At 70.3% G+C, this 25,237-nt stretch carries 21 protein-coding genes; 2 read left to right on the top strand and 19 right to left on the bottom strand.

The window, feature by feature from the left end; all coding sequences use genetic code 11:
• Nucleotides 1–668: 668 nt before the first annotated feature.
• The 12 genes from ACZ6SD_RS01195 to ACZ6SD_RS01140 form a co-directional block, all read right to left on the bottom strand.
• Nucleotides 669–2,144, bottom strand: coding sequence for a MutS-related protein (locus ACZ6SD_RS01195; protein ID WP_465314860.1), 1,476 nt, complete (start codon nt 2,142–2,144; stop codon nt 669–671).
• On the bottom strand, nt 2,141–3,676 hold the full coding sequence (locus ACZ6SD_RS01190) for a MutS-related protein (RefSeq protein ID WP_465314859.1): 1,536 nt from the start codon (nt 3,674–3,676) through the stop codon (nt 2,141–2,143). Before ACZ6SD_RS01190 ends, ACZ6SD_RS01195 begins: the two co-directional genes overlap by 4 nt.
• A 101-nt stretch (nt 3,677–3,777) precedes the next feature.
• Nucleotides 3,778–4,290, bottom strand: a complete 513-nt coding sequence (locus tag ACZ6SD_RS01185; RefSeq protein WP_465314858.1) for a hypothetical protein — start codon at nt 4,288–4,290, stop codon at nt 3,778–3,780.
• Nucleotides 4,287–5,882 carry a WXG100 family type VII secretion target gene (locus ACZ6SD_RS01180; protein WP_465314857.1) on the bottom strand — a complete coding sequence of 532 codons (1,596 nt, stop codon included), beginning with the start codon at nt 5,880–5,882 and terminating at the stop codon, nt 4,287–4,289. The genes ACZ6SD_RS01185 and ACZ6SD_RS01180 overlap by 4 nt, the downstream gene beginning before the upstream one ends.
• A 3-nt stretch (nt 5,883–5,885) precedes the next feature.
• Nucleotides 5,886–6,191 (bottom strand): type VII secretion target, encoded by a 306-nt coding sequence (locus ACZ6SD_RS01175; protein WP_465314856.1) that lies wholly within the window; start codon nt 6,189–6,191, stop codon nt 5,886–5,888.
• A gap of 1 nt (nt 6,192) precedes the next feature.
• On the bottom strand, nt 6,193–6,651 hold the full coding sequence (locus tag ACZ6SD_RS01170) for a YbaB/EbfC family nucleoid-associated protein (RefSeq protein ID WP_465314855.1): 459 nt from the start codon (nt 6,649–6,651) through the stop codon (nt 6,193–6,195).
• Nucleotides 6,652–6,729: 78 nt separating this feature from the next.
• On the bottom strand, nt 6,730–7,899 hold the full coding sequence (locus tag ACZ6SD_RS01165) for an alpha/beta hydrolase (RefSeq protein ID WP_465314854.1): 1,170 nt from the start codon (nt 7,897–7,899) through the stop codon (nt 6,730–6,732).
• A gap of 211 nt (nt 7,900–8,110) precedes the next feature.
• On the bottom strand, nt 8,111–9,991 hold the full coding sequence (gene htpG, locus ACZ6SD_RS01160) for a molecular chaperone HtpG (protein WP_465314853.1): 1,881 nt from the start codon (nt 9,989–9,991) through the stop codon (nt 8,111–8,113).
• 102 nt (nt 9,992–10,093) lie between these two features.
• Nucleotides 10,094–10,462, bottom strand: a complete 369-nt coding sequence (locus tag ACZ6SD_RS01155; RefSeq protein WP_465314852.1) for a histone-like nucleoid-structuring protein Lsr2 — start codon at nt 10,460–10,462, stop codon at nt 10,094–10,096.
• A 161-nt stretch (nt 10,463–10,623) separates the two neighbouring features.
• Nucleotides 10,624–11,511, bottom strand: a complete 888-nt coding sequence (locus tag ACZ6SD_RS01150; RefSeq protein ID WP_465314851.1) for an aminoglycoside adenylyltransferase domain-containing protein — start codon at nt 11,509–11,511, stop codon at nt 10,624–10,626.
• Between the two features lie 201 nt (nt 11,512–11,712).
• Entirely contained in the window at nt 11,713–13,845 is a 2,133-nt protein-coding gene (locus ACZ6SD_RS01145; protein WP_465314850.1) for a putative bifunctional diguanylate cyclase/phosphodiesterase, read from the bottom strand.
• 2 nt (nt 13,846–13,847) lie between these two features.
• Nucleotides 13,848–14,669 carry an SAM-dependent methyltransferase gene (locus ACZ6SD_RS01140; RefSeq protein ID WP_465314849.1) on the bottom strand — a complete coding sequence of 274 codons (822 nt, stop codon included), beginning with the start codon at nt 14,667–14,669 and terminating at the stop codon, nt 13,848–13,850.
• A gap of 164 nt (nt 14,670–14,833) precedes the next feature.
• Here ACZ6SD_RS01140 and ACZ6SD_RS01135 point away from each other — a divergent pair, with 164 nt between their 5' ends.
• Entirely contained in the window at nt 14,834–16,165 is a 1,332-nt protein-coding gene (locus tag ACZ6SD_RS01135; RefSeq protein ID WP_465314848.1) for a cytochrome P450, read from the top strand.
• Nucleotides 16,166–16,329: 164 nt separating this feature from the next.
• Nucleotides 16,330–17,199: an alpha/beta fold hydrolase gene (locus tag ACZ6SD_RS01130; RefSeq protein ID WP_465314847.1), complete on the top strand. Its 870-nt coding sequence runs from the start codon at nt 16,330–16,332 to the stop codon at nt 17,197–17,199.
• Between the two features lie 560 nt (nt 17,200–17,759).
• Here ACZ6SD_RS01130 and ACZ6SD_RS01125 read toward each other — a convergent pair.
• The 7 genes from ACZ6SD_RS01125 to ACZ6SD_RS01095 are packed head-to-tail and all read right to left on the bottom strand — an operon-like array spanning nt 17,760 to nt 25,115.
• Nucleotides 17,760–18,287 (bottom strand): GNAT family N-acetyltransferase, encoded by a 528-nt coding sequence (locus tag ACZ6SD_RS01125; RefSeq protein ID WP_465314846.1) that lies wholly within the window; start codon nt 18,285–18,287, stop codon nt 17,760–17,762.
• 9 nt (nt 18,288–18,296) lie between these two features.
• On the bottom strand, nt 18,297–19,808 hold the full coding sequence (locus ACZ6SD_RS01120; RefSeq protein WP_465314845.1) for an ABC transporter ATP-binding protein: 1,512 nt from the start codon (nt 19,806–19,808) through the stop codon (nt 18,297–18,299).
• Between the two features lie 32 nt (nt 19,809–19,840).
• The gene (locus ACZ6SD_RS01115; RefSeq protein WP_465314844.1) at nt 19,841–20,632 is read right to left on the bottom strand and encodes an ABC transporter permease; all 792 of its coding nucleotides are present in this window, start codon (nt 20,630–20,632) and stop codon (nt 19,841–19,843) included.
• Nucleotides 20,629–21,573: an ABC transporter permease gene (locus ACZ6SD_RS01110; RefSeq protein WP_465314843.1), complete on the bottom strand. Its 945-nt coding sequence runs from the start codon at nt 21,571–21,573 to the stop codon at nt 20,629–20,631. The genes ACZ6SD_RS01115 and ACZ6SD_RS01110 overlap by 4 nt, the downstream gene beginning before the upstream one ends.
• Nucleotides 21,570–23,120 (bottom strand): ABC transporter substrate-binding protein, encoded by a 1,551-nt coding sequence (locus tag ACZ6SD_RS01105; protein WP_465314842.1) that lies wholly within the window; start codon nt 23,118–23,120, stop codon nt 21,570–21,572. The genes ACZ6SD_RS01110 and ACZ6SD_RS01105 overlap by 4 nt, the downstream gene beginning before the upstream one ends.
• A gap of 1 nt (nt 23,121) precedes the next feature.
• Nucleotides 23,122–23,913 carry a class I SAM-dependent methyltransferase gene (locus ACZ6SD_RS01100; protein WP_465314841.1) on the bottom strand — a complete coding sequence of 264 codons (792 nt, stop codon included), beginning with the start codon at nt 23,911–23,913 and terminating at the stop codon, nt 23,122–23,124.
• Complete coding sequence (locus ACZ6SD_RS01095; RefSeq protein ID WP_465314840.1) at nt 23,910–25,115, bottom strand: MFS transporter; 1,206 nt, start codon at nt 25,113–25,115, stop codon at nt 23,910–23,912. Before ACZ6SD_RS01095 ends, ACZ6SD_RS01100 begins: the two co-directional genes overlap by 4 nt.
• Nucleotides 25,116–25,237: the final 122 nt, after the last annotated feature.

Raw genomic sequence — 25,237 nt, 5'->3', positions numbered from 1 at the left:
ACCCCGAGCCGGGGACCGGCAGTCACCCGGCCCGCGCAAACGCGGCCCCGGGTGGTCGAACCGGAACAACAACCCGCACTAGCCGGTTGACCACACGGAAACCCGACCTGAGCGAGTATCCGCACCCGCCCCGGCAGGCACCCCAGCCCGGAGACCGCCTTTACCCAGCACGCCTTCCACGTGGTCCCATGAGCGGGGACCGGCAGTCGCTCGACCCGGCACCGCAAACGCCGCCCCACGAGATCGAACCGGAACGACAACCTGCGCTAGCCGGTTGACGGCACGGAAAACCCGGTCTGGGCGGGTGTCCGCGCCCGCCCAGGTGGGCACCCTCGGTTCGGAGGCCGTCTTGATTCAGCACGCATTTCACGGAGTCCCATGAGCCGGGGGCCGGCAGTCGCCGCGTCGAGCATGTGGCGGGATGAGGATGGGGTGCGTCAGCCCGGGGGTGACACGCACGCCTGGTTGCCGGGGCGTAATGAGGCGCTGTGCGGGGTGTCATTGCATCGGGCGGGGCTTGATCGGTTTCCGCACGTGTCGTGGGCCGATGCCCGTTGGTTGGCTGACACCACCGACCGGCCGCTGGTTCTGTGCGCGCGCTGCGTCGCGGCGACTCGTACCCGTGGGCGGCGATCTTGGTCCCGGGTTCGTCCGCGTCCGTAGCCGGGTCAGCTGAAGTGCCGTCGGTACAGGTCGGTGCCGTGGGCAGTGAGGGTCGGCTCGCCTGGGGTGAGGTGGAAGGTGCGGGAGCCGTCGGGGCGGCGGTTGGCGCGGAGGAACAGGCAGCGGTCCGGGTAGTCGGCGCGTATTCGGGTGGTCAGGTCGTAGAGGTGGGTGACGAACACGACGCGGACGCCCGCGTCGGTTAGGGCCGCGATGATCTCGGCGGCGATCTGGGAACCCTCGCGTTCGTTGGTGGCGGCGAAGGACTCGTTGCACAGCAGCAGCGCGCCCGGGGTGATCCGGTCGGCGATGGCGCTCATCCTGGCCAGCTCCTCATCGAGCTTGCCGCTGGCCATGGTGGCGTCCTCTTCCCGCTTGTAGTGCGTGAAGACGCCATGGGCGACCGAGGCGCGGAACCGGTCGGCGGCGACGAACATGCCGCACTGCATCATCAGGTGCGCGATGCCGACGCCGCGCAGGAACGTGGATTTGCCGCCCTGGTTGGGGCCGGTGACCATGATCAGGCCGCGGCCGTCCGCGTCGATGTCGCTGCCCACCACCGCGTCGCCCAGGCGCAGGGCCAGGCACGGCTCCGACAGCCGCCGCGCCGAGCAGGCCCGCTCAGCCGGGTCCCGGGGCTCGGGCCAGCAGAACGGCACCCCCAACGCGGCCAGGGTCTCGGCCAGGTTGACGCAGCCGAGGTAGAAGCCGAGTTCGTCGCGCAGCGCGCGGAAGAAGTCGAGCACGTGGTCGGAGGACTGGGCGGCGGCGTTGGCGACCTCGTTGAGCGCGCGGTTCCGTAGTTCGCTCAGCGCGCGGTAAGCGGAATCGTCGCGGCCGGTCACCGTGTGGCTCAGCTTGGACTTGCGCAGGGCCGGATAGGAGTCTCGGCCCTTGCCCGGCGGTTCGCGCAGCACGAAGTCGACGCCCTTGTTCCCCGGGCCGAGCCGCGCGGTGGCCACGATGCCGTGCTCGAAGCGCAACTGGGCGAGCAGCGCGTCCACCTCGCCGAGGTAGCCGTCGTCCAGTTCGGCGCCGACAGCGCGGAAAAGCGCGGTGAAACCAGCGGAGTGGAAGCCTGCCGCATGCTCCTCGGCCAGCCGCCGCAGCGCGCGCAGGAAGCCGCCGAACAGCTCCAGCGCCTGCACCGACCGGTTGAGCAGCGGCTCCGGGCGGCCGGTGAACGCGCTGCGCAGCAGCCTGCCCTCGGCGGCGACCGCGTCGCGGGCGAGGTCGTAGAGGGCGCGCACGGACGCGGTGTTGCGCAGGCAGTCGTCCAGCACCCGCTGGCGGTGGGTGATGACCGCTGGGTCGGTGACTGGGGTCAGGGTCACGGTCCTGGCCAGGGCGAACAGCACCTCGTCGCCGCGGGCCATGGCCGTCCACAGCCGCTCCAGCTCCAAGTCCTCGACCAGGTCCGCCAGGTCGGCCGGGGGCGGCGCCTCGACGTCGCCGTCGGGGGACATCAGGTGCGGTCTCATCTGGCGATCCGGGCGCTGAGCTGGGCGTAGGTCAGGCCGTGCCGCTCGGCCACGGCGTGGGCGTAGGCGCGGCCGTCGGCGGGCGCGCGCACGACCCGGTAGCTGCGGGTCAGGTCGCCCTCGCTCGCCAGGAGGCTGACCATGCTCACCGCGGCCGGGTTGAGCTGGGCCAGCTCGTCCACGAAGCTCACCCACAGGCACCGCACGCCCAAGCCGACCAGGGTGTCCAGGACCGCCTTGCTGAGCGCCTGGGCGTCCCGCGAGGTCGTGGACGCGAAGATCTCGTTGAGGACGACGACGCTGTCCGGCGTGGCCTGGTCGATGAGCACGCGCAGCCTGCGCAGCTCGTCCTCCAGCTTGCCGGACAGGGTGTCCAGGCTTTCCGCCCGCTCATAGTGGGTGAGGACGCGGTCCGGCAGGAACACCCGCGCCTGGCTGCCGGGCACGGGAACGCCTAACGCGGCCAGGTGATGCAGCTGGCCGAACGCCCGGGAGAGAGTCGTCTTGCCGCCCTGGTTGGGGCCGGACACGACGAGGACCCGCTCGTCGCCGGTCAGCCGCAGGTCGTTGCACACCACCGGCTCGCCCCGGGCGACGAGGTCGACGGCCAGCGCGAGGTCGAACACGTCGTGGGCCATGAGGTCTTTGTCGGTGTCGGAGACTTCCGGGTAGCAGGTGGGCAGCCCGGCGGCGCGCAGGGGCGTGAGACAGGACAGGTAGGCCAGACAGAACCGCAGCTCCCGGTCCAGGCGCGCGACGTCGGCGGCCACGAAGTCGGCGTGGTCGGCCGCGAACGCGGCGAGGTCGCCGAACACCTCCGGGAACAGCCGGACCACCAGGTCCAGCACACTCGCCTCGACCTCGTCCAGGCCCAGGTCGGCGGACAGGTCCTTGCGGTAGTCGCGCGGCGCGCGTCCGCCGAACCGGGCGAAGGTGTCCAGCACGCGGGTGGTGAAGTCGGCGGCGGCGGGCGCATGCGGGGCCACGGTGACCCGCCCGTCGCGCAAGAGCATGTCGTAGCGCACCGCGTCGAGCCGGTCGCGCAGATCCCGGGCGGCCCGCCGCAGCGCCCCGAACGCCTCGGAGGCGGTGTGGGCGTCGAGGTCGTCGCGCATCCCGCGCAGCGCCGGGGACGCGAGCGCGACCCGGTGCGTCTCGGCGGCGAACGCGTCGAGCGTCTCGACGTGGGTGAGCACGACATCGAGGAACCACCGCTGCCGCTGCGGCGCGTGCCGCACCTTGGCCAGCATCTCCAGCCGCCGCCGCATCCGGCTCATGGCCGAGGTGAACCGCTCGACCACCGCCCGTGTCTCGGCGTCCTCAAGATCGCGGAACACCTGCTGCCGCGCGCGGACCAAGCCGACATCGCGCAGCGCCAGGCGGAAGTACGGTGTCAGCGGGAGATCGGCGTTGTCCCTGGCGATGGCGACGGCGACCTGGTCGAGATTGAGGTCGCGGAAATGCTCCGGCTCCGGCGCCTCAGCCAAGCCCGCGGGCGGACCGGACGAGCCGAACAGGACGCTGCGGATCACCCCATGATCGTACCGACGTCCGGCCACGACCGAGCCGATCTCGCCAGGGTCGGCCGCTCGTCGTCGCGCCGGGGCCAGGCGCGACGACGAGCGGACAGGCCCTAGCCGTCCAGCGCGTCCAAGGTCGCCGGGTCGAGCGCGACCACGGGGTCCGGTTTGGCCCGTTCCGGCCAGGATTTCACCGGGATCATCTGCGCACCCACATCCACGAAGCCGTGCTCGGTGGTGAACGCGCCGCCTCGCTCGAACATCAGCAGCAGCGGCTCGTAGGGGTCGGGCAGGTCCGGCAGCCGCACGCCGGGGGTGTCGAGCACGGTGGCCCAGTGCAGGGCCGACTCGACAGTTCTGCGGACCGGAGGCCAGGAAATGTGGGTGGCTATACCCGACAGTTCGGCGAGCACGGCGGGGTCGGCCCGCAGGCCGGGCGCGACGTGCGCGGCGACGTCGGCGAATGGCCAGTCGTCGCCCGCGCCCAGCGCCTCGACCCACAGCGCGGTCCGGCGCAGGTACTCGGCGAACAGGTGGCCGCGGGACCCGACCCGGTCGAAGGCGGCCTGCTCGTCGGTCCAGTCGACGGCGAGCAGTCGGCGCAGCGTTCGCTGGGTGTGCGTCATCGGTTGAGACCTTCTCGTGCTGCCCGGACTACATCGTCCAGGTTGGACAGGTCGGGCGCGATACCGCCGGGCGGCGGGGTGAGCCCGTAGCGCGGCCAGTGTCCCAGCAGATCCGCGTTTGGATTCGCCTGGAGGGACCGCGGCGCCAGCAGGTGGGCGCCGGGGTTGTCCGGGTCCCACTGAGTGCCGAGATCGCCCCATGCGCTCGGGGACGACGACAGGTAGGGGAGATTCGCCTCCCGCATCAGCCGTGATTCCACGTACTCGTGCGCCATCAGCGACCGGAACTGGTGGTACTGATCCGTCGTGAGGGTGCCATTCCTGGCCGCGTCCCACAGGTCCGAGTAATCCTGGCTCGGGGTGAACCGGCCGTGTTCGAGGTTCTCCTGGCCAGGACCGTAGGCGACGTCATGCTCACGGACGAACAGGTTCTGCCGCGCCTCCTCCAGAATCCGCGGGTCAAGGCCGGTGTTCTCGGCGATGCGGGCCACGTCCTGCGGCGAGTTCCGGATCCGTTCGTAGGCGGCCATCGCCTCGGGCGTGGAGTCCTGCGGGCGCACGTAGCCACCACCGCCCCAGCCGCCCTGGCCCGGGGGCCGGACCGACGGGGCGCCACCGGGAACGTCCGGGCTGGTCGTGTCCGGGCTCGTCCCGCCTGACGGGCTGGACTTGACCGGGTCCACAGACGTGGTGCCGGACGGGCTCGTGCCGCTGGGGCTCGTGCTGTTCGGGCTCGTGCTGTTCGGGCTCGCGGTTCCCGGCGACGGGGCGACGTCGGTGGACTTGACCGGTCGCGCCCCATCGGGCGAGCTCGGGGCGCCATCGGGCGCCTTGGACAGCCCCTTGCGGATCGCGTCCCAGATCTCGCCGAGCCTGCGCATGATCGGCCGGAGTCTCTCCAGCGACCGGGTGAGCTTGACGATGAAGTCCTTGATTCGGTTGACCCATTTGGCGATCAGCGCGCACGCCGCGCTCACCACGTGTGGCGTGGCGATGCCGAGGGTGCCGCCGATCTCGGCGATCCACTGCGGAATCCGGGCGATGAGGGTGGCGACGCACTCGGCGACCAGGTCGCGGACGATCTCGCGGACGGCACCGACCAGCATGCCGACCACCTCGACAACCGTGCCGATGGTGTTCGCGCCGGTGGCCGCAGCCGTGATCTGCTCCTGCTGGCCCTTCGCCCATGTCCGGTACGCATCGGCCGCGGGCCCTTCCCAGCCCGAGGTCCCGTTCGTCACCTCGGCGGCGAAGTCGCCCGCGACGACGTTCGTGGCCTGTCCGACGTTCTTCCACGTCCGCGCGTACGCCGCGATCTGGTCGCCGTCACCGGCCAGCCAGTCCAGCGCGTCGGACAGCGGTTTGACGTGTTCCATCAGCCACGACACCGCGTACTGCAGCAGTGTCCCCACCGGGTCGAGCGCGAGCGACAGGGTCTCCAGGCCGGTGCCCACGACTCCGAGGCCGCCTTCGAGCCACGACTTGTTCTCGACGCCGTGGTAGACGTCCATGGCGGACTCGGCGATCCCGATGCCGCTGTACGCGGTGGTCGAGTCCTGCCGTGGCGCGACAAGCGGGTTTCCGTCCGGCATCGCTCAGCCCCTTCCGCTGAAGGGCCGGGTATTGGCCTGCTCGACGTTGTCGTAGTCGGTCGCCGAGCCGCGCACGCCGCCCGCGGTCTCGCCCAGGGCGGTCGTGGCCTGCCGCAGCGCCGCGACGCCGGGGTCGCTCACCGCGTGCACGATCGGCACGAAGAACTGGCAGATCACGCCGTACGCCTGGTCGCCGAGCGCGACCTGGTTGGCGGCGTCGAGCGCGGTGCCCAACCGGTCGCGCAATCCGTCCAACCGGTCGGCGTGCGCCCGCAATTCATCCGGCAGAACGTCGTATCCGTCAGGCATTTCACCACTCCTCGTCCTCGTCGAGATAGCCGATGCGCCGCTCCTGGTCGGGGCGGTAGCCCTGCGGCGCGTCCGGCTCTGGCTCGGGGAAACGCTGCCGGTAGGACGACACGATCGCGTCGGCGGTCTCCGGGTCGTCGCCTACCGTGCGCCGCGTTATCCGCGCCACTTCGTCGGCGATCCGGGCCTGTGCCCTCCGCATCGTGCTCAGCACAAGCGTGGCGACCTCGGCGCCGGACATATCCCGTGCCCGGTCGGTGATCCGCAAGTCCAGCACGGCGCCCGAGGAGTCGACGGTGACGGTGGCGACCCCGTCCCGGGACGACTCAGTCGCCGTGACAGCGGTGACCTGCTGCTGCAAATCCTGGTAACGCTCGGCTTTCGCGGCCACGGCCGCCGCCCACCGCTCCAGTTCTCCTTCGGTCCGCGCGCCGTCGAACCCGAAAATCGGTTCACTCACTCGATGCCCCTCAGCATTCCCATTGTTTCCCCAGCAGGTCGACTCGATGTCGCCCCGGCCGAACTGGTTCCGGCCCGCTCACGGCACAGTCGGCCTGCTGGTCCAGTCGGTGTTGGCGGTGCAGGTCGCGGGCGGTGCGCCGTAGGCGTATTCCAGGAAGTCGGTGAAGTCGTTGCGGAAGAAGTCCCAGGTGTGGGCGCCGGGGCCGGTGCAATAGCGGTGAGTCACGCCGTGGCTGTTCAGGCTGGCGTGGAAGACGTTGTTCGAGGCGCCCATGTCGAGTTCGCCGGACGGGGCGCCGCCGGGGGTCGCGGCGTTTCCGCCGGAATAGAGGGCGAATCTGCCGTCGTAGGGGTCGAACCGCTCGGCCGCGGCGAGATCGAGCGGGTTGACCGAGGGCCAGTCAGTGGTCGGGCCGAGGATTGTGGTCAGGCGATAGGCGCGCTGGAGGCTCTGGTCGGGCTCGATGACGCCGCTCGGCCGGTACAGGTTGACCCGGGTGGTCCCGTCGAGCAGGTTGACGCCGCGAATGGCGGCGCCGGTCTGCCAACCGGAGTCGGCCACGATGTCCTGCGCCCAGCCGTCCTTGAGGTTGGTGCCGCCGGAGAAGCTGCCGACGACGGAGAACAGGTCGCTGTGCCTGCCCGCGTATTTGAGGGCGCCGAAACCGCCCATGGACACCCCGGCGATTCCGCGCCCGCCGCGACTGGCGTCGGTGGCGAAATTGGCGTCCACCCACGGAATCAACTGCTCGATGTGGAAGGTCTCCCAGTCCGGCCGGAAACGGCCGTCGGTGACCCCGTGCCAGTCGCTGTACCAGCCGGTGTAGCCGCCCTCGGGCATGACGACGATGCCGTCGAACGAGGAGGCGCGCACGATGTCCACGGCGTCGCCGCCGGTCTGCTTGGACCAGTCCTCCGCTCCCCCAGCGCCGCCGTGGAGCAGGTACAGCACGTCGTGGCGGCGCGCTGGGTCGAGCCCGTAATTCGCTGGCAGCAGGATTCGGGTTCGGATCGGCACCACGCCCTGCGTGGGATTGACGCCGGGACGGTAAATCGCCGCGGTCGTCACAGTGACCTCGTAGAGCCGCACATCGGTCGCGGGTTCCGAACCCACCTGCTGCCACCCGGTCACGGTGATCCCGAATCCGCTGTTCGGCGCGTCCACCGGCGGGACGGCTCCCGCGGGGGCCGCGGTCACCACCGCGAGCGTCACGGCGCCGAGCGCGGCGGCCACGGCGGCGCGCACCCGGCTTCTTGCGATAAAACCCCCATCGCGAAACAATCGCATCTCTCCCCCAAACTCCGCTTCCATCGCGTGCGACCGAAACGTAGTGGCGAACCACACCGGGTTCATCTACCTGGGGATGGAGATTCCCGTCCAACCACGGGGGTAGGCGCGTCCGCCTGGGGATCTTCGCCGGGCCGGTGCTCGGCGCTGAGCACCGGCCGTCCGCGAACTACAGGGTGCGTTCCAGCCGGTCGGTGACCTGGCGGATGAACCGGGTCGGGTCGGGCAGCTCGCCGCCCTCGGCGAGCAGGGCGATGCCGTAGACCAGCTCGGCCGCGCTGGCGAGGTCGGCGTTGTCCTCGCCCTTGGCGTGCGCGGCGCGCAGCGCGGTGATCAGCGGGTGGGTCGGGTTGAGTTCGAGGACCCGCTTAATCCGGGGGATCTCCTGGCCCATCGCCCGGTACATCTTCTCCAGGTTCGGGGTCAGGTCGTAGGTGTCGCCGACGACGCACGCCGGGGACGTGGTCAGCCGGGCGGAAAGGCGGACGTCCTTGACCGTCTCGGCGAGTTCGGTGCGCAGCCAGGCCAGCAGGTCGGCGAACTCCTCCTCCCGCTGCTTGGCGGCCTCCTTCTCCTCCTCGGTGTCGAGGTCGACCTCGCCCTTGGCGATGGAGCGCAGCGCCTTGCCGTCGAACTCGGGGACCGCGCCGACCCACATCTCATCGATCGGGTCGGTGAGCAGCAGGACCTCGTACCCCTTGCTCTGGAACGCCTCCAGGTGCGGCGAGTTCTCCAGCGCCACCCGCGAGTCGCCGGTCATGTAGTAAATGTGCTCCTGGCCCTCCTTCATCCGCTCCACGTACTGGGCCAGCGTCGTCTGGCGCTCGGCGTCGTGGGTGGACGGGAAGGAGCAGATTTCCAGGATGGCGTCGCGGTTCTCGAAGTCGTCGAGCAGCCCCTCCTTGACCGCGCGCCCGAACTCGCGCCAGAAGGTCTCGTAGGACTCGGCCTTGTCGGCCATCATTGACTTGACCGTGGACAGCACCTTCTTGACCAGGCGCCTGCGCATGAGCTGGATCTGCCGGTCGCGCTGGAGGATCTCGCGGGAGACGTTGAGCGAGAGGTCCTGCGCGTCGACCACGCCCTTGACGAAGCGCAGGTACTCGGGCATCAGCTCTTCGCAGTCGTCCATGATGAAGACGCGCTTGACGTAGAGCTGCACGCCGCGCTTGCGCTCGCGCATGAACAGGTCCAGCGGCGCCCGCTCCGGGATGAACAGCAGCGCCTGGTACTCGAAGGTGCCCTCGGCCGCGATCCGGATCGTCTCCAGCGGGGCGGTCCAGTCGTGGCTGACGTGCTTGTAGAACTCGGTGTACTCCTCCTCGGTCACCTCGCTCTGCGGCCGCGCCCACAGGGCCTTGCGGGAGTTGACCGTCTCCAGCTCGCCGCCGTCCGCCGAGGGCACTCGGATGGGCCAGGTGATGAAGTCCGAGTACCGGCGGACGATTTCCACGATTTTCGCGCGGGAGGTGTAGTCGTGCAGCTGCTCCTCGGCGTTCTCCGGCTTGAGGTGCAGCGTGACCGAGGTGCCCTGGGGCGCGTCCGGGGCAGGCTCGATCGTGTAGGTGCCCGCGCCCTCGGACTCCCAGCGCACGCCTTCGTCCGCGCCCGCGCGGCGGGTCACCAGGGTCACCCTGTCGGCGACCATGAAGCTGGCGTAGAAGCCGACGCCGAACTGGCCGATCAGGTCCTGCGAGCCCGCGGCGTCCTGCGACTCCTTGAGCTTGCGCAGGAACTCCGCGGTGCCGGACTTGGCGATCGTGCCGATCAGCGCGACGACCTCGTCCCGGCTCATGCCGATGCCGTTGTCCCGCACGGTGAGCGTGCGGTTCTCCTGGTCCGCCTCGATCGCGATGTGCAGGTCGTCGGTGTCGACCCGCAGGTCCTTGTCCCGGAACACCTCCAACCGCACCTTGTCCAACGCGTCTGAGGCGTTGGACACCAGCTCGCGCAGGAACGTGTCCTTGTTCGAGTAGATCGAGTGGATCATCAGCTGCAGCAGCTGCCGCGCTTCGGACTGGAACTCGAACGTTTCGACTCTGGCGGTCACGTGCACCCTTTCGTCAAGCCTTCCGACAGCCTTCGCATCTTAACGAACCTCCCTGGTCGGGTGGGTTCGCCCCAGGCTGTCGGAAGCGCTCGCGTCCGGTGCTTATTTGCCCTTCTTGGGCTTGGGCTGGTGCGCCTGCTCGAATGCCTCGATGACCGAGGACGGGATCCGGCCGCGACCGGAGATCTCGTACTCGTTCTGCCGCGCCCAGTCCCGAATGGCCTTGGTCTGTTCCTTGTTGCGGGCATCCGAAGTGCCCGAGGACTTCACCGACGCGCGTTTCGCCCGTCCCCCGATACGCCGCGCGGCCGAAGCGAACTCGTCCAGGATCTCGCGCAGCCGCTCGGCGTTCGCCTCCGTGAGGTCGATCTCATACTGCGCGCCGTCGAGACCAAAGCTGATCGTGCTGATGTCGTCGCCGATAGTGCCATCCAGGTCGTCGACAAGTTCGACGATGGTTCGCTGCGCCATGTTCCCTCACTGCCTCGGTGGTGTCGCCGACGATTCCGCCACTCGGCGATAGCGCGGACATTACCCGATAGTCCTTATAGGAACAACCGGTCTCCGCGATGAAGGATATTCGGATCGTTAACGCGGGCAGTCAGTACAGCGCACGGCCCACGTGCCCGATCTCACTGGTTCTCCGAACCGGGCTCCACCGGTCGGGTGAACTGGCATAGCCTACTCGCGTCGGCTATTACCTCCCCGACGAACTCGCCGGTCAGCCGAACTCGACCGGCCGAGTCCGATAGCGACGGCCCGAGGCTCGCGGGCGCGGGCTCACCGCGCCGATAGGCGAGGGCCGCGCGGATCAGCGGCCGCCAGCGGGCGGCGAAGACGTCAAGAGCGTATTCGCCCGCGTCCTCTTTCGAGACTATCTCACCGGTGGCAATAGTCCGGTGCAGACGGGACGGGCCGAGAACACCCCAGGACACCGCGCCGTCCACCGACCAGCGGCGCGCGATCGGCAGGCGCTTCCTGGCCTGCGCCCGATCGGCCCAGGAGCGCCAGTATCCGTTCAGATTGTCCATGTTCCATCTGGACAGCGCCGCGGGCTCCGGGTCCAGTCCGAGTTCACCTGAGACCCGCCCGCGCACGGTGATCCCACGGTCCAGAAGGATTCGCCAGACGACCGGGTTCACATCGAAGGCCCGACCGCGGTGAAATCTTCTGCCGGTATGCGCGGCCACCGGCCGAATCTTGGTCACCGGCGTGGCGAGATCCCCCGCCGCCACGAAAACACCGTTCATCGTGCCCGGAATGGCGGGTGTGCGGCGCACCACGGCGCGGCCCCCCGCGTCCCAGTTCCCGATCGGGTGGAGCAGCCGCAGGCGGCACAGTTCGCCGGTTCCGAGGCGGTCACGAGTCACCGCGACGAAATCTATGTCGCTGGCGCCCGGCCGCCATGCGCCGAGCGCGACCGAACCGACCAGATGGAAGCCGGTAATCCGTCCCGGCAGCAGTCGGTCCGCGACGACCAGGTAACGGTCGACGGCGCGGGCGACGGCGGTGGGAACCATTCACCCATGCTGCCACGGCCGGGAGTCACGACGGCGGTGACCGCGGGTGGTGAATCGGCGGGTCTTCTTCCGTGATAGGAAAGCGAAAACCCAACGAACTCCTGATCAGCCACGGTCCTACGCCAATCACCTGACGACCGAGGCTTCCGGTAGTGACGTTCGCCGAACCCGTTCTACGCCAAACGGATTCGGGCACCGCGGTCAGCCGGACGCGAACCGGGCGAGAATGTCGCCGGGTGGGCAGGCGCCGCCGACGTGGTCGCCGGTGGCGATGCTGGCGCCCGCAGAGCGCCACCAAGTGGCTTCGGTGTCGGTGGCGACGCCGTCGACGATGACGGTTGCGCCCGCGCCGAGGACGATGGGCAGCAGGGCGCTGGCGACCGGCCCGCCGGTGGTCGCCTGGCGGCGGACGACTCGGCTCGCGACCCGGACGCAGCAGGTGGGGAGGTCTTCGATGGCGGCCATGGCGTCAGGGCCGAAGTCGAAGTCGTCCAGGGCGGTGCCGATGCCCATGTCGTGCAGCACCGTGAGGTTGTCCGCCGCTTCGGGGACCGCGAGCGCGCCGACGGGGACGCCGAGCACCACCTGGTTCGGCAGCAGGCCGGTGTCGCCAAGGACGCCGACGACGCGGGAGACCAGGTCGGCGTCGGCGGCCTGGTAGGCGGTGATGCCCACGGCCAGCGGGACATCGAAACCGCGCTGGCGCCACCACTGGACCTGGCCGCCCGCCACCCGCAGCAGCCACTCGCCCAGCGGCAGGGTCAGGCCGGTGCGCTCGGCGAGGTCCAGGCAGGCGCCGTGCGGCAGCGGGTCCGCGTCCGGGCGGTCCCACCGCAGCAGCGCCTCCACCCCCGCGACGCTGCCGTCCGCCAGGTGGACCGCCGGGCGGTAGCGCACGCTGATCTCGCCCTGCTCCCACGCGCCGGGCATGGCGACGGCGAGCGCGGCGCCGCGCCGGTCCCGCGCGTCCTGGTCGGGGTGGAACAGCTCCCACTGGCCGCGCCGCCCGGTTTTGGCTCGGCGCAGCGCCGCGTCCACCGCGCGCAGCAGCTCAGCCGGGTCCAGGTCGCCGGACGGGCGGTGCACCACGCCGACGCTGGCCACCGCGCTCAGGCCGACACCGTCCACATAGAACGGTCCGGCCAGCTCGCGGTTGATCGCGGCGACGATGGTCTCCACGGCCGGGGTGGTGGCCGAGTTCTCCAGCACGACGCCGAACTCGTCGCCGTCGAAGCGGGCGATCATGGCCGTCTCGTCCGCCAGGACGGCTCGCAGCCGCTGCGCGACGTGGACCAGCAGCCGTTCGCCCGCCTGCCTGCCGAGGCCGTGGCAGACCAGGCCGAACGCGTCGACGTCCAACTGGAACAGGGTGATGCCGTAGGCCGGGTCGACGCGGCGCAGCACGCTTTCCAGGTGCGTGCCGAAGAACTGGCGGTTCGGCAAGCCGGTCAGCACGTCGTGCAGCGCCTGCCGCCGCAACTCGCTCTGCAGCAGCATCAACTCGGTGCCGTCCTCGACCACCGCGACCAGGTGGCTCGGCTGGTCGTCCACGCCGCGCAGCACCGACGCGGTCAGCGAGATCCGGGCGATGTCGCCGTCCTTGCGCAGCAGGCGTTGCGACTGCCTGATCCGGTCTCGCGTCCCGTCGATCAGCGCCAGCACGTCTTCCCGCAGCGACGCGGCGGACTCCGGGTGCACCAGGTCGTAGAGGGAGGTCCCGGTCAGCTCGGCTGGCGAGTAGTCCAGGATCTCGCCGATCGCGACGTTGGCCCGCAGCAGCCGCCCGTCCAGGCCGACGATCATGATGCCGTTCGCGGAGAGCGTCGAGACCTCGGCGAAGCGCGCCTCGCTCTCCTTGAGATTCCACTTGGCGTCCCGGACGGCCTTGAGCAGCGTCAGGTGCATGTGCTCCTGCTGCGCCAGCAGCGCGCGCCGGTCGGCGGCCAGGTAGCCCGTCGTCAGCGCGCCCATCCCGACCACGACGCGCGCGGCGAACCGCTCGACGGGCTGGAACTCCGGCAGCGCGAGCAGTCCCTTGCCCAACACCTCGGTCGTGCAGCGCAGACCCGCCTCGCCGAGGTACCCCAACGCGGCCAGCCGTTCGCCCACCTCTTCCGCGGCGCGGGTCGGCGGCTCGGCGAGCAGCCCGGCGCACAGGGCGTCCAGCAGGCCGCGCAGCTCCTGGTCGAGGTCGTGGGCGGTCAGCGGGATGACGACGACGCCGCTGAGCAGGTAGGCCCACTTCCGGGCCAACGCCGCCCGCGCCCGTTCCGGGTCCGGCCGCTGCGGTGTCCCGTCGGGCTGTCTGTTGGTCAGTTCCGGCATGTCCGGCATGTCTATGCGCTGGGCTTCCGCCCGACTCCCGCGTACACCAGCATGTTCATGCCCGGCTCGTTGGCGATGTCCCCCGGTCCCGTCGGCCGCCACTCGCCGCAGCCGACCAGGCCCGGCTCGACCAGCTCCAGACCGGCGAACAGCTCGGTCACCTGGGCGTGCGTGCGCAGGGTCACCTGGTCGGGGCTGTTGCTCCGCTTGATCACGTCCGTCGCCGCCGACAGGTTCTCGCCTTGGTGGTCGCCGCTGACGTGGGTGATCGCCAGGTGGCTGCCGGGGGCGAGCGCGGCGCAGTAGCGCGCCATCAGGCCCACCGGGTCGGACTCGTCGGGCACCCAGTGCAGCATCAGCAGCATCAGCAGGCCGACCGGCTGGTCGAGGTCGATGAGCCCGCGCACCTCCGGGCTGGACAGGATGCCCTCGGGGTCGCGCATGTCGGCGTGCAGGACGGCGGCGCGGTCGTTGCCCGCCAGGATGAGTTCGCTGTGCGCGACGGCCACCGGGTCGCGGTCGACGTAGACGACCCGGCAGTCGGGGTGCTGGGCCTGGGCGACCTCGTGCACGTTGGCGACGGTGGGGATGCCCGAGCCGATGTCGAGGAACTGGCGGATCCCCTGGTCGGTCATGAACCGCACCACCCGGCCGAGGAACGCCCGGTTGACCCGGGCGGCGTTGCGCAGGCCGGGCATCGCGCGCTCGATCCGCTCGCCCACCTCGCGGTCGACGGCGAAGTTGTGCGCGCCGCCGAGCATGAAGTCGTAGGTGCGCGCCATGCTCGGGACGGAGACATCCACATCCAGCGGGACCCAATCCCGTGCCGTCATGGCGAACCCCTCTCGTGTCGCGGACAAATGAGCTTAGCGAGCACGCAATTCTCACACCCACAGCGCATCGCAGTGATCATCTTCCACCCATTTGGGCGCTATTGAGTTCACTCGATCGGTCCCTACTGTGGCCTTGCCGCCCGCTATCGTCGCGAGGAGTAACGATGCCTGTCCCGGTAGCGCCCGGCCGGTGGCCCGTGCTCGGCCACACCCCGGCGATGCTGCGCAGGCGGTTCGGCTTCACCGCGGGCCTGCGCGAGCACGGCGAGGTGGTGACCGTCTACCTCGGGCCGATGCGCACGTACTTCGTGACCAGCCCTCGGCTCACGCACCGCGTCCTCGCCGCGGACGGGGCCAGCTTCGACAAGGGCGCCATGTTCGACAAGTTCCGCCCCTACCTGGGAAACGGGCTGGTGCTGTCCAATGGCGAGTTCCACCGGCGGCAGCGCAAACTGATCCAGCCCGCGTTCCACCGCGACCGCATCGCCCGCTACGCCGAGACGATGGTCGCGGCGGCGACCGACCTCACCGAGTCGTGGCGGCCGGGGCAGGAGCGCGCGATCGATGAGGACATGCAGGGCCTCGCGGTCACCATCGTCGGCGAAGCCCTGTTCTCCACCGAGATGGGCAAGCGCGCGATCGATGAGGCCCGGCGGTCGATCTTCGTGGTGATCAAGCAGGGGATGGTCCGCGCGCTGTCGCCCGGGTTCGTGGAGAAGCTGCCCATTCCCGGCAACCGGGAGTTCGACGCGGCCATCGAGCGGATGCGCCGGATCGTGCTGGAGGTCATCGCGAGCTGGCGGGCCGACGGCGCCGACCACGGCGACCTGCTGTCGATGCTGCTGCTGGCCCGCGACGCCGAGACCGGCGCGGGCATGACCGACCAGCAGACCTACGACGAAGTGCTCACCCTGCTCACCGCCGGGATCGAGACCACCGCGCTGGCGCTCGCCTGGGCGTTCCACGAGATCGCCCGCCACCCCGAGGTGGAGCGGCGGCTGCACGCGGAGGTGGACGAGGTGCTGGCCGGGCGTCCGCTCACCTTCGCCGACGTGCAGAAACTGGTCTACACCACGCAGGTCGTCAACGAGGTCCTGCGGATGTACCCGATCTGGATCCTGATGCGGCGCGCCAACACCGAGGTCGACCTCGACGGCGTGCGCCTGGCGCCGGGCGACGAGGTGATCGTCAGCCCGCACGCCCTGCACTACGACCCGGCGTCCTACCCTGAGCCACACCGGTTCGACCCGGACCGCTGGTCCCCAGAGCGGGCCAAGGACCTGCCGCGCGGCGCGTTCGTCCCGTTTGGCGCGGGAACCCGCCAGTGCATGGGAAACGTCTTCGCCCAGACCGAGATCGTCATCACCCTGGCCACCGTCGCGGCCCGGTGGCGCCTGGTGCCGGTGGCCGGGAAACCGGTGGGCGTAAAGTTCACCTCCGCCGCCTACCCCAGCCGCCTGCCGATGACGGCGGTCCCCCGGGTTCCCTCTTTCTAGGAGGTTCGCTTTCCGTGCGCTGGTCCCGATCCCGCAAACTGTCCGCAGCAGCGCTGCTGGTCGCCACCGCCGTCCTACTGCCCGCGCCAAGCCCAGCCGGAGCCGCCCAGGTCACCTGCTCGGAGCTGCGGGTCCCGGTGTCGGTCGCGGGCACCTCCCAGACGATGGCGGGCACCCTGTGCGCTCCGGATGGCGCGGCGTCGGTCCAGATCCTGGTGCCCGGCGGCACATACAACCGCTCATACTGGGACATCGCCTATACGCCGGGCGTCCGCTCGTTCCGGCTGGCGATGAACAAGGCAGGCCACGCCACTTTCGCCGTGGACCGACTCGGCACCGGCGAAAGCTCGAAACCCCCGAGCGCCCTGGTGACTTCCGTCGTCCAAGCCGAGGCCCTGCACCAGGTAGTCCAGACCCTGCGCCCCCGGTTTAACAAGGTGCTCATCGGCGGCCACTCCATCGGCGCGGCCATGGCCATGATCGAGGCGGGCCTGCACCGTGACGTGGACGGTGTCCTGGTGACCGGCATGACCCACCGGATGAACCTGGCGACGGTGGCACCGGTCCTGGCGAACATGATCCCTGCTCCGTTGGACCCTCAACTGGCTCTGCGGGGACCGGATCTGGGCTACCTGACGACGAGCCCTGGCACTCGCGCTGCGGCGTTCCATGGCGCTGGCAAGCATGATCCTGCCGCTATCGCCGCTGATGAGTCTACAAAGGACGTTTTCGCGGCGACTGAGGCGGTGGACAATATCGCGTTGACCAACGTTGTGATTCCGGCTTCGCGGTTGATCGATGTGCCGGTTTTGTTGGCGGTTGGTGAAGGGGACACGCACTTTTGCGGGGCTCCTTTGGGGAGCGATTGCCGGTCGGCGGAGGCATTGCGTGCGTCGGAGGGGCCTTACTTCTCGGGGTCGCCTCGGTTTGAGACCTTCATCCTGCCGGGGTATGGGCACTCGATGAACTATGCGCCCAATGCGCCGGACTATCACCGGGTGGTTGCGCGGTGGGCTGGGAGTGTCGTGGGCTAGGTGGTTGGCGGGTGCCTGTTTGGGTGGTTCGCCTTGATTTGGGGCCCCTCGAAATGGGCCTGCGCGGGTCAAAAGGCGGGGCGAAGGAACCCCACCCGCGCCACGAGTTTAGGCCCATTTCCCCCAAATCAAGGCGAACCACCCAAACAGGCCGTTGGCCTGGGCCTGTCACTTTCGGTGGGGGCTGGGTGAGGCAACACCACTGCCCTGCCAGGCCGCACCTGAGCCAAGCCACTTGTCTGCCAGGCGGAACCTACGCTCGCCCAGTGCTCGATGGGGCAGAGCAGCGCCCCCCGCTCCTGCCAACCGCACCCGGCCCTGCTAGGTGCGGTTGGGAGCGGAGGACAGCAAACCTAACCCCCACAAAGCCGCACCTACGCTCGCCAGGTGCTCGATGGGGTGGAGTGGTTTCTTTGGGGGAGAAGGAAGATCCCTAAACTCGCCGTGGTCGTGGGGCCGAAGGCTCCCCACCCGTCTTTCCCACGACGGGATCTTCCTTCATAGGGGCCCCAAAGAAACCACTCCACCCCATCGAGCAACCCCACTCAAACGAGCCCCACTCAAGGAATCGCAATCTCAAAGTGCACAGTCTGAAAGTGCGCAGGATCGCCATCACGACCGTCATGGACCTGCTTAGCCACCGACCGCCAAAACGGCTCAGCTCCATCAACCCGAGCATCAGTGTGCAGATAAAGCGCCTGATAACCGGGAGTCTCCGCAACAAACTGGATCGCCAGGTCCACCAACCCACGAGCGATCCCCAAGCGACGATGCGAAGGACGCACATACACGCGGAACAACTGGGCCGTGGTCTCATCCGGATACCGGTCAGCGAGCCAGCGCGGATGCGGCGGACTCTTCGGCCCCACCGCCCGTACCCCAGTGGTCGCCACAATCTCCCCGCCCGCCTCTGCGACGAACAGCGCGTGCCGGACCTGCCGCAGATACGTCCCCTCGATGTCGATGACGTCGTGATGCCACACCGGGTTATAGCCGTAGCGTAGGTCCCGGTACAGGGTGTCCAGGATGACGCTGCGTGCGCCTCCGACATCCGCAGGCCGGGCGGCGCGCAGTTCGTAGTCGGTCACAGTCACTCCTCAGTGGATGGTGGCGGCCGGGTCTGGCTCGCCGAGTAGTCGCCGGGTCGCTTCGTGGCGGGGGGCGCGGAGGATGTCGCCCGCCACGCCCTGTTCGACTATCCGGCCCTCGTGGACTACCGCAACCCGGTCGGCGATGCGGGTCACGACCGCGCGGTCGTGGGTGATGACCACCAGGGTCAGGCCACGGTCGCGGCGCAGCGCGTCGAGGCGGTCGAGAATGCCCGTCCGGGTGAGGGCGTCCTGGCCGGAGGTGATCTCGTCGCAGATCAAGACGGTGGGCTCGGCGAGCAGCGCGCGCGCCAGGGCTGCCCGTTGTAGTTCGCCGCCGGAGAGTCCGGCGGGTCTGCGGGCGGCCATCGCCTCGGTCAACCCGACCTCTCGCAGCGCGGCCATGGCCGCGATCTCCGCGTCCGGTGTGGACATCCCGCGCAGACGGATCGCGGTGCGGCTCACCTGGTCCAGGATCGTGCGGTGGTGGTCGAAGGAGGCGCGGGCGTCCTGGAACACGTACTGCACCGCCGCCAACTGGGTGCGGGGGCGTTTGCGCAGCGTGCCCGCCAGCGCCGTGCCGTCCAGGAGGACTTCGCCCGCGCTGGGCGGGTGCAGACCGGCCACGCACCGGGCGAAGGTGGTCTTGCCGCTGCCGGAACGCCCGACCAGGGCAAGGCACTCCCCCGCGCCGACCGCCACGTCCGCGTCGCGCAGGACGGTCGCGCGGCCGTGGCGGGCGGTCAGGCCCGTGGTGCGCAGGCGGTGCGGGCCCGCCGGGGCGTGGTCGCGTGGTTCCGGTGGCGTGGCGAGCAGGGCGCGGGTGTGCTCGTGCGCGGGGTCGGTGAGCACGGTCGCCGCGGGTCCGGCCTCCACCACCTGGCCCGCGCGGAGCACGACCACGTGGTCGGCGAGCGCGCGCACCACGTCCAGGTCGTGGCTGAGCAGGACCACCGAGACACCCTCGGCCACGACCGCGGCCAGCTCCGCCACCACCTCGTCGCGGGTCACCGCGTCCTGGCCGGTGGTCGGCTCGTCGGCGATGATCAGCGCCGGGTCGCCCACCAGCGCCTGGGCGAGCACGACGCGCTGCTGCTGGCCGCCGGAAAGCTGGTGCGGGTAGCGGCGCAGCAGGCTCTCGGGGAACCGGGCCCGCCGCGCCGCACTCGCGACCAAACTGTCCACTTCGGACCGAGTGCCGCCGGGGCTGTGGTGCGCCGCGATCTCCCGCAGCACCGAGCCGACCCGGCGCACCGGGTTGAGCACCGACGACGGGTGCTGCGGCACAAACCCGGCTGCGGGCGGCCGATCCGGCGACACCTCCTGCCCGGACACCCGCACCGTCCCGGACACCACCGCCCCGGGCGGACGTTCGCCGAGCAGGGCGAGCCCGATCGTCGTCTTGCCGCTGCCGGACGCGCCGACGAGCGCGAGCACCTGCCCCCGGCCCAGGCTGAACGACACGCCGTCCACCAGCGGGCGGTCACCGTGGACGACCCGCAGGTCGGCCACCTCCACCACGCTCCCAGCCAACCTAGTCCCAGCCACCCCGGTCACAGCCAAGCCCTTCCCCGGTCGCGCAGCGCCCGGTCGAACACCAGGTTCACCCCGACCGACAACGCGATGATCAGCAGCGCGGGCGCGACGACGGCCGCGGGCGCCAGGAACAGCCCGGTCTGGTTGCGGTCGACCATGACCGCCCAGTCGCTCGCGTCCGGCGGCACGCCGACGCCGAGGAAGCTCGCCGAGGCCACCAGGTAGAGCGCGGCGGTGAGCCGGATGCCGAGATCGGCGACCAGGGTGCGCAGCATGGACCGGCCGACGTAGCCGACCGCCGTGCGCCACCACGTCTCCCCCTGCAACCGCATCGCCTCCAGCGCGGGCCTGCTGGCGATCTCCAGGGCCGCCGCGCGGGCGATCCTGGCCACGTCGGGCACATTGACCAGGGCCACGATCAGCACCAGGGTGAGCACCCCGCGCGGGGCGATGCTCGCCAGCAGGATCAGCACCAGCAGCGAGGGCACCGCGAGCAGCACGTCCAGCGGCCGCATCAGCACCTCGTCCACCCACCGCCGCCGGGCCATCGCGGCGAGCAGCGCGATCGGCACGCCGACCAGGTACGACAGCACCGTGGCCAGCACCGCGACCAGCACGACCGTCCGGCCGCCGAGCAGCACCTGGTGCCACACGTCGCGGCCGATGAAGTCGGAGCCGAGCGGGCCGGTGTCGCCGAAGGCGGCCCCCCGGGTCAGCTCGTCGGGCACGAACAGCGGGCCCGCCACGGCCAGCAGCAGCGGAACGGCGACCAGCAGGCCGCCGATCCCGTAGCGCAGCACGGCTTTCATGTCACCGCCCTAGGCGCGAGTCGGAACGCCACCACGTCGGCGACGAGGTTCACCAGGACCGTGGTCACCGCGAACACCACGGCCATGCCCTGGATGACCGGCAGGTCCCGGCCCGCGACCGCGTCGACCAAGACCGTGCCCAGGCCGGGGATGACGAACACGGCCTCCACCACGACCACCCCGCCGAGCAGCCAGTCCGTCGTGCGCGCCATCTGCTGCACGGCGGGGGCGACCGCGTTGGGCAGCGCGTGCGCGTAGCGGACCCGGCGCGCGGAAAGCCCCAGCCTGCGCGCGTGCCGGGCGTAGTCCGAGGCCGCCGCGTCGATCATCGCCGCGCGGACCAGCCTGCTGATCGAGCAGATCGGCCGGGCGAGCAGCACGACCAGCGGCAGCACCAGCACGGCGGGCTCGGCGAGCAGGTCGCCGTCGGTGCCCACCGCGGTCGGCGGCAGCCAGGCGAGCTGGACCCCGAACAGCGCGATCAGCACGATCGCCAGGGTGAACTCGGGAATCGCGTGCAGGCCCACCGCGGTCGTGGTGACGACCCGGTCCAGCAGGCCGCCCTCACGGCGGGCCGACGCGACGCCGAGCAGCACCGAGACCGGCACGAGCACCAGCAGGGTCAGCCCGGCCAGCAGCAGCGTGGGCTCCAGACCATCGGCGAGGAAGTCGGCGACCGGCCGCCCGGAGACGACCGAGACGCCGAAGTCGCCGTGCGTCAACCCCCACAGCCACTCGGCGAACCGCTCCCACACCGGCCGGTCCAGCCCCATCGCGGCCCGAATCCGCTCGATGCGCTCCGGGTCCGGGTTGTCCCCGGCCAGCGCGACGGCGGCGTCCCCGGGCAGCGCCTCCACCAGCAGGTACACCAGCGTCGCGACGGCCGCCACCTGCGCGACGCCGAGCAGCAGCCGCCGCAGCGCGTAGTGCCCCAGGGTCACGCCAGCCAGACCTTGTCGAACCGGGCCCAGTCCAGGGTGTTCGCGGGCGCGGTCGCCACGCCGCCGACCTTCGGCGACGTGCCGATGATCCAGTCGGCGAAGCCCCAGATCAGGTACCCGCCCTCGGCGTGCAGGGTGCGCTGCATGTCCCGGTAGACCGCGCCGCGCGCCGCATCGTCCGCTGTGGACACTGCCTTGTCGTAGAGGGCGTCGAACTCCGGGCGGGCCCACTTGGTGACGTTGGTCGTGGACTTCGACAGCAGCCGCTGCGAGAAGTGCGACTCGATCGGCATCGCGCCGGAGCGGAAGCTCGACAGGGAGCCGTTTTTGAGCGTGTCGGCCCAGAACGTGTCCTTGTTGCCCACGGCCACCTCGATCTCGATCCCGGCCTGGCGAGCCTGGTCGGCGAACACGCTGGCCGCCTCCACGAAACCGCTGGCCGCCTCGGAGGTGTCGAGCTTGACCTTGAGCCCTTCCGCGCCCGCCTTCTTCACCAGCCACTTGGCCCGGTCGAGGTCGCGGACCCGCTGCGGGATGTCGTCGGCGTAGTGCTGGTAGCCCTTGCCGAACAGGTCGTTGGCGACCTGGCCCGCCCTGGACAGGGTCGTGTCGACCAACTGCTGCCGGTCAGCGAGCAGGAACATCGCCTCACGCAGGTCGCGGTTGTCGAACGGGGGGCGGTCGACCTTCATCGCGAACGCCTGGATGCCGCTGTTGGGCGAGCGCACCAGCACCAGCTTGTCGTTGCCCTGGTGGCCGCGCGCGGTGACCGGGGCGAGGTCGTGGGCGTAGTCGACCTGCCCGCCGAGCAGCGCGTTGACCCGCGCGGACTCCTCGTTGGCGATGACGAACTCCAGCTCGTCCAGGTGCGCGGCGCCGTCCCAGTAGCGCGGGTTGCGCTTGAGGACGGCCGACTTGCCCGGCTGGAACGACACGAACGCAAACGGGCCGGACCCGACCGGGTTCGTGAAGTCCTCTGTGGACTCCGGGATGATGAACGCGGAGAACGACGCCAGGACGTTGGGGAACTCGATGTAGGGCCGCTTGAGCGCGAACTCGACTGTGCGGTCGTCGACCGCGCGGCTGTTGGGCAGGTCGATCAGGCTCAGGCTCGCCTTGGCCCGGAACGCGCGCTTGGGGTCGAGGATGCGGGCGTAGCTGGCCAGGACATCCTGCGCGCGCACCGGCCTGCCGTCGTGGAACTCCGCGGCGCGCAAGGTGATCCGCCAGCGGGTGAGGTCGGCGCTGGGCTCCCACTTCTCGGCGAGCCGGGGGCGCGGGGCCACGTCGGCGCCGAAGTCGGCGAGCTTGTCGTAGAGCGCCTTGGACCGGGCCGCTTCCACGAACAGGTTGGCCAAGTGCGGGTCGAGCACCTCCTTGGCGCCGCCGCCCGCGAACGCGGCCCGCAGCCGCCCGCCCGCGCGCGGGGCGCCAGCCGAGGACGCTGGCGCCCCGCTGCCGCAGCCCGCTAGCGCGGCCAGGGACAGCCCCGCGGTCAGGCCGAGGAAGCCGCGGCGGTCGAGGGTGGGGAACGGGTGGTCACTCATCTCAGGGTCCTTCTGGGTCGGGACGCAGGCGGGCGACCAGGTGGAGCCGGTCGCCGGACAGCGCCTCGGACAGGTGGGCGTCGGGCGCCCAGGGTCGGTCGGTGCGCGGGCCGGGCTCGTCGAACAGGGCGAGCACGTCGAAGCCCGCCAGGTCCAGCACGCGCCGCAGCTCCAGCGGGAACAGCAGCCGCCACGCGGAGGTCTGCGCCAGCGGGGCCGGGCAGCCTGGCCACTCCCAGACCCGGCTGCGGCGCAGCAACTGCGCGGCGTGGTCGATCCAGAGCCGGGTGCGCGAGGTGTAGGGCACGCCGTCCCAGGTCACGGTCCGGGTGCGGACCTCGTCAAGCAGCTCGGTGTTGCCGAGGAAGAACGCGCCGTTGCGCATCTCGGCGATCAGCAGCCCGCCGGGCGCCAGGTGCTGGCGGCAGCGGGCGAGGAACGCGTCGAGGTCGGCGTCGGTGTGGCAGTACAGCAGGGCGCTGTCGAGACAGGTGATCACGTCCACAGCGCGGCCGAGGTCGAAGGCGCGCATGTCGGCCTGTGTGAACTCGACCCCGGGGTGGCGTTCGGCGGCGTAGTCCACCATGGACCGGGCGGCGTCGAGCCCGGTGACGGTGTAGCCGAGAGACGCGAGGTGGCCCGCGTCGCGGCCCGTGCCGCAGCCGACGTCGAGCAACCGTCGGCCGCCGCCGAAACGCGTGACGAGATCGTGGACGAACCGCGCCGCCTTGTGGTCCGGGTCGGGGAACTGCTGCTCGTAGAGGGCGGGGTTGTCGGTGAGAAAGTTGCTCATGCCAGGGCGGCCTCTGGTTTTCCGGGGGTCAGCACGCCGCGCCGCTCCCGCAGGGCGACCGCCGCCGCGCTGCCGAAGCCGAGGGCGGCGCAGAGCAGGGACGCCAGCCAGCCGATTCCACCGACCCAGCCGATGACGACGGTGCTCAGGGCGGCGAGCGCGCCGGAGCCCAGGTAGAACACGCCGAAGTAGGTTCCGGCCACGGCTTCCGTGCCGAACGCGGGAATCAGCTCGTAGACGAAGGGCTGGGCGATCATCAGGCCGAAGGCGAGCAGGAGGGTGGCGGTCAAGACTGGCAGCAGGGCGATGACGGGGTTGGCGGGGGTCCACAGGTAGCCCAGCGCGGGGGCGATGAAGCCCGCGCCCATGATCGCCATGCCCAGGGCGATCGCTCGGCCGCGCGGGATGCGGGTGAAGCGGCGGGTGATGCGGACCTGGAACAGCAGGGTGGCCACTGTGGACACCAGGAACAGGGCGGCGACGCTGCTGGCCGAGCCGGTCACTCGCTCCGCTTCCACTGGGAGGACCAGGTAGAGCTGGTTTTGCAGGGCGAACATTCCGGCCAGGGCGCCGGTGAAGGCCAGGAAGCGGCGGTTGGTGAGGCATTCGCGGATTCCGGCTGCGGCTGATGTGGCCGCGGGCGGGGTTTTCCTGGCTGGGAGGACCAGCGCTTGGGCGATGGTCAGTGCGGCGAAGATTCCGGCCGAGACTATGGCGGAGACTCGGAAGTTGACCAGGAGGAGGACGCTGCCGAGCACCGGGCCGAGCAGTGCGCCGGTTTGGGCGAAGACGTTGAACAGGGCGAAGGCTTCGGCTCGGCGTTCTTCGGTGGCCTCTACGGCGATGTAGGCGCGGACGGCTGGGTTGAACAGGGCGCCTGCTACGCCGCTGAGGACTGCTGCGGCTAGGAGGAGGGGGAGGGATTCTCCTACCGCGAACAGGCCGAAGCCGATGGCGCGGAGGCCGCAGCCTGCGATGATCACCTTTTGGGCGCCCAGGCGGTCCGCTGCTACGCCGCCGATGAGGAAGAGGCCCTGCTGACTGAGGTTGCGTACGCCTAGGACTATTGCGACTACGGCTACCGACATGCCCAGGTTGTCGGTGAGGTGGGTGGCTAGGTAGGGGATGAGCATGTAGAAGCCGGTGTTTACGCCTAGCTGGTTGATGAGCAGTAGGCGTACGGAGAGGGGGAAGGTTTTCATGCCCGTCCGCCCTTGGGAGCGGCTTTTGCGGGGGCTGGGTTTCGTAGGTCCGCTCGATGGGGTGGAGTGGCTTCGTTGAGGGCAGGTTCGTTGGTCGGTCCACCCATTTGGCACCTGGCAGG

Source organism: Actinokineospora sp. NPDC051303 (genome assembly GCF_055586285.1).
This window is presented reverse-complemented; position numbering and strand designations above follow the sequence as displayed.

Coding starts and splice junctions, on each gene's coding strand:
- ACZ6SD_RS01115 (WP_465314844.1), bottom strand. CDS start 20,632: ATGAAAGCCGTGCTGCGCTACGGGATCGGCGGCCTGCTGGTCGCCGTT.
- ACZ6SD_RS01130 (WP_465314847.1), top strand. CDS start 16,330: ATGGCGGGCACCCTGTGCGCTCCGGATGGCGCGGCGTCGGTCCAGATC.
- ACZ6SD_RS01195 (WP_465314860.1), bottom strand. CDS start 2,144: ATGAGACCGCACCTGATGTCCCCCGACGGCGACGTCGAGGCGCCGCCC.
- ACZ6SD_RS01155 (WP_465314852.1), bottom strand. CDS start 10,462: ATGGCGCAGCGAACCATCGTCGAACTTGTCGACGACCTGGATGGCACT.
- ACZ6SD_RS01145 (WP_465314850.1), bottom strand. CDS start 13,845: ATGCCGGACATGCCGGAACTGACCAACAGACAGCCCGACGGGACACCG.
- ACZ6SD_RS01140 (WP_465314849.1), bottom strand. CDS start 14,669: ATGACGGCACGGGATTGGGTCCCGCTGGATGTGGATGTCTCCGTCCCG.
- ACZ6SD_RS01150 (WP_465314851.1), bottom strand. CDS start 11,511: ATGGTTCCCACCGCCGTCGCCCGCGCCGTCGACCGTTACCTGGTCGTC.
- ACZ6SD_RS01105 (WP_465314842.1), bottom strand. CDS start 23,120: ATGAGTGACCACCCGTTCCCCACCCTCGACCGCCGCGGCTTCCTCGGC.
- ACZ6SD_RS01095 (WP_465314840.1), bottom strand. CDS start 25,115: ATGAAAACCTTCCCCCTCTCCGTACGCCTACTGCTCATCAACCAGCTA.
- ACZ6SD_RS01185 (WP_465314858.1), bottom strand. CDS start 4,290: ATGACGCACACCCAGCGAACGCTGCGCCGACTGCTCGCCGTCGACTGG.
- ACZ6SD_RS01175 (WP_465314856.1), bottom strand. CDS start 6,191: ATGCCTGACGGATACGACGTTCTGCCGGATGAATTGCGGGCGCACGCC.
- ACZ6SD_RS01100 (WP_465314841.1), bottom strand. CDS start 23,913: ATGAGCAACTTTCTCACCGACAACCCCGCCCTCTACGAGCAGCAGTTC.
- ACZ6SD_RS01180 (WP_465314857.1), bottom strand. CDS start 5,882: ATGCCGGACGGAAACCCGCTTGTCGCGCCACGGCAGGACTCGACCACC.
- ACZ6SD_RS01135 (WP_465314848.1), top strand. CDS start 14,834: ATGCCTGTCCCGGTAGCGCCCGGCCGGTGGCCCGTGCTCGGCCACACC.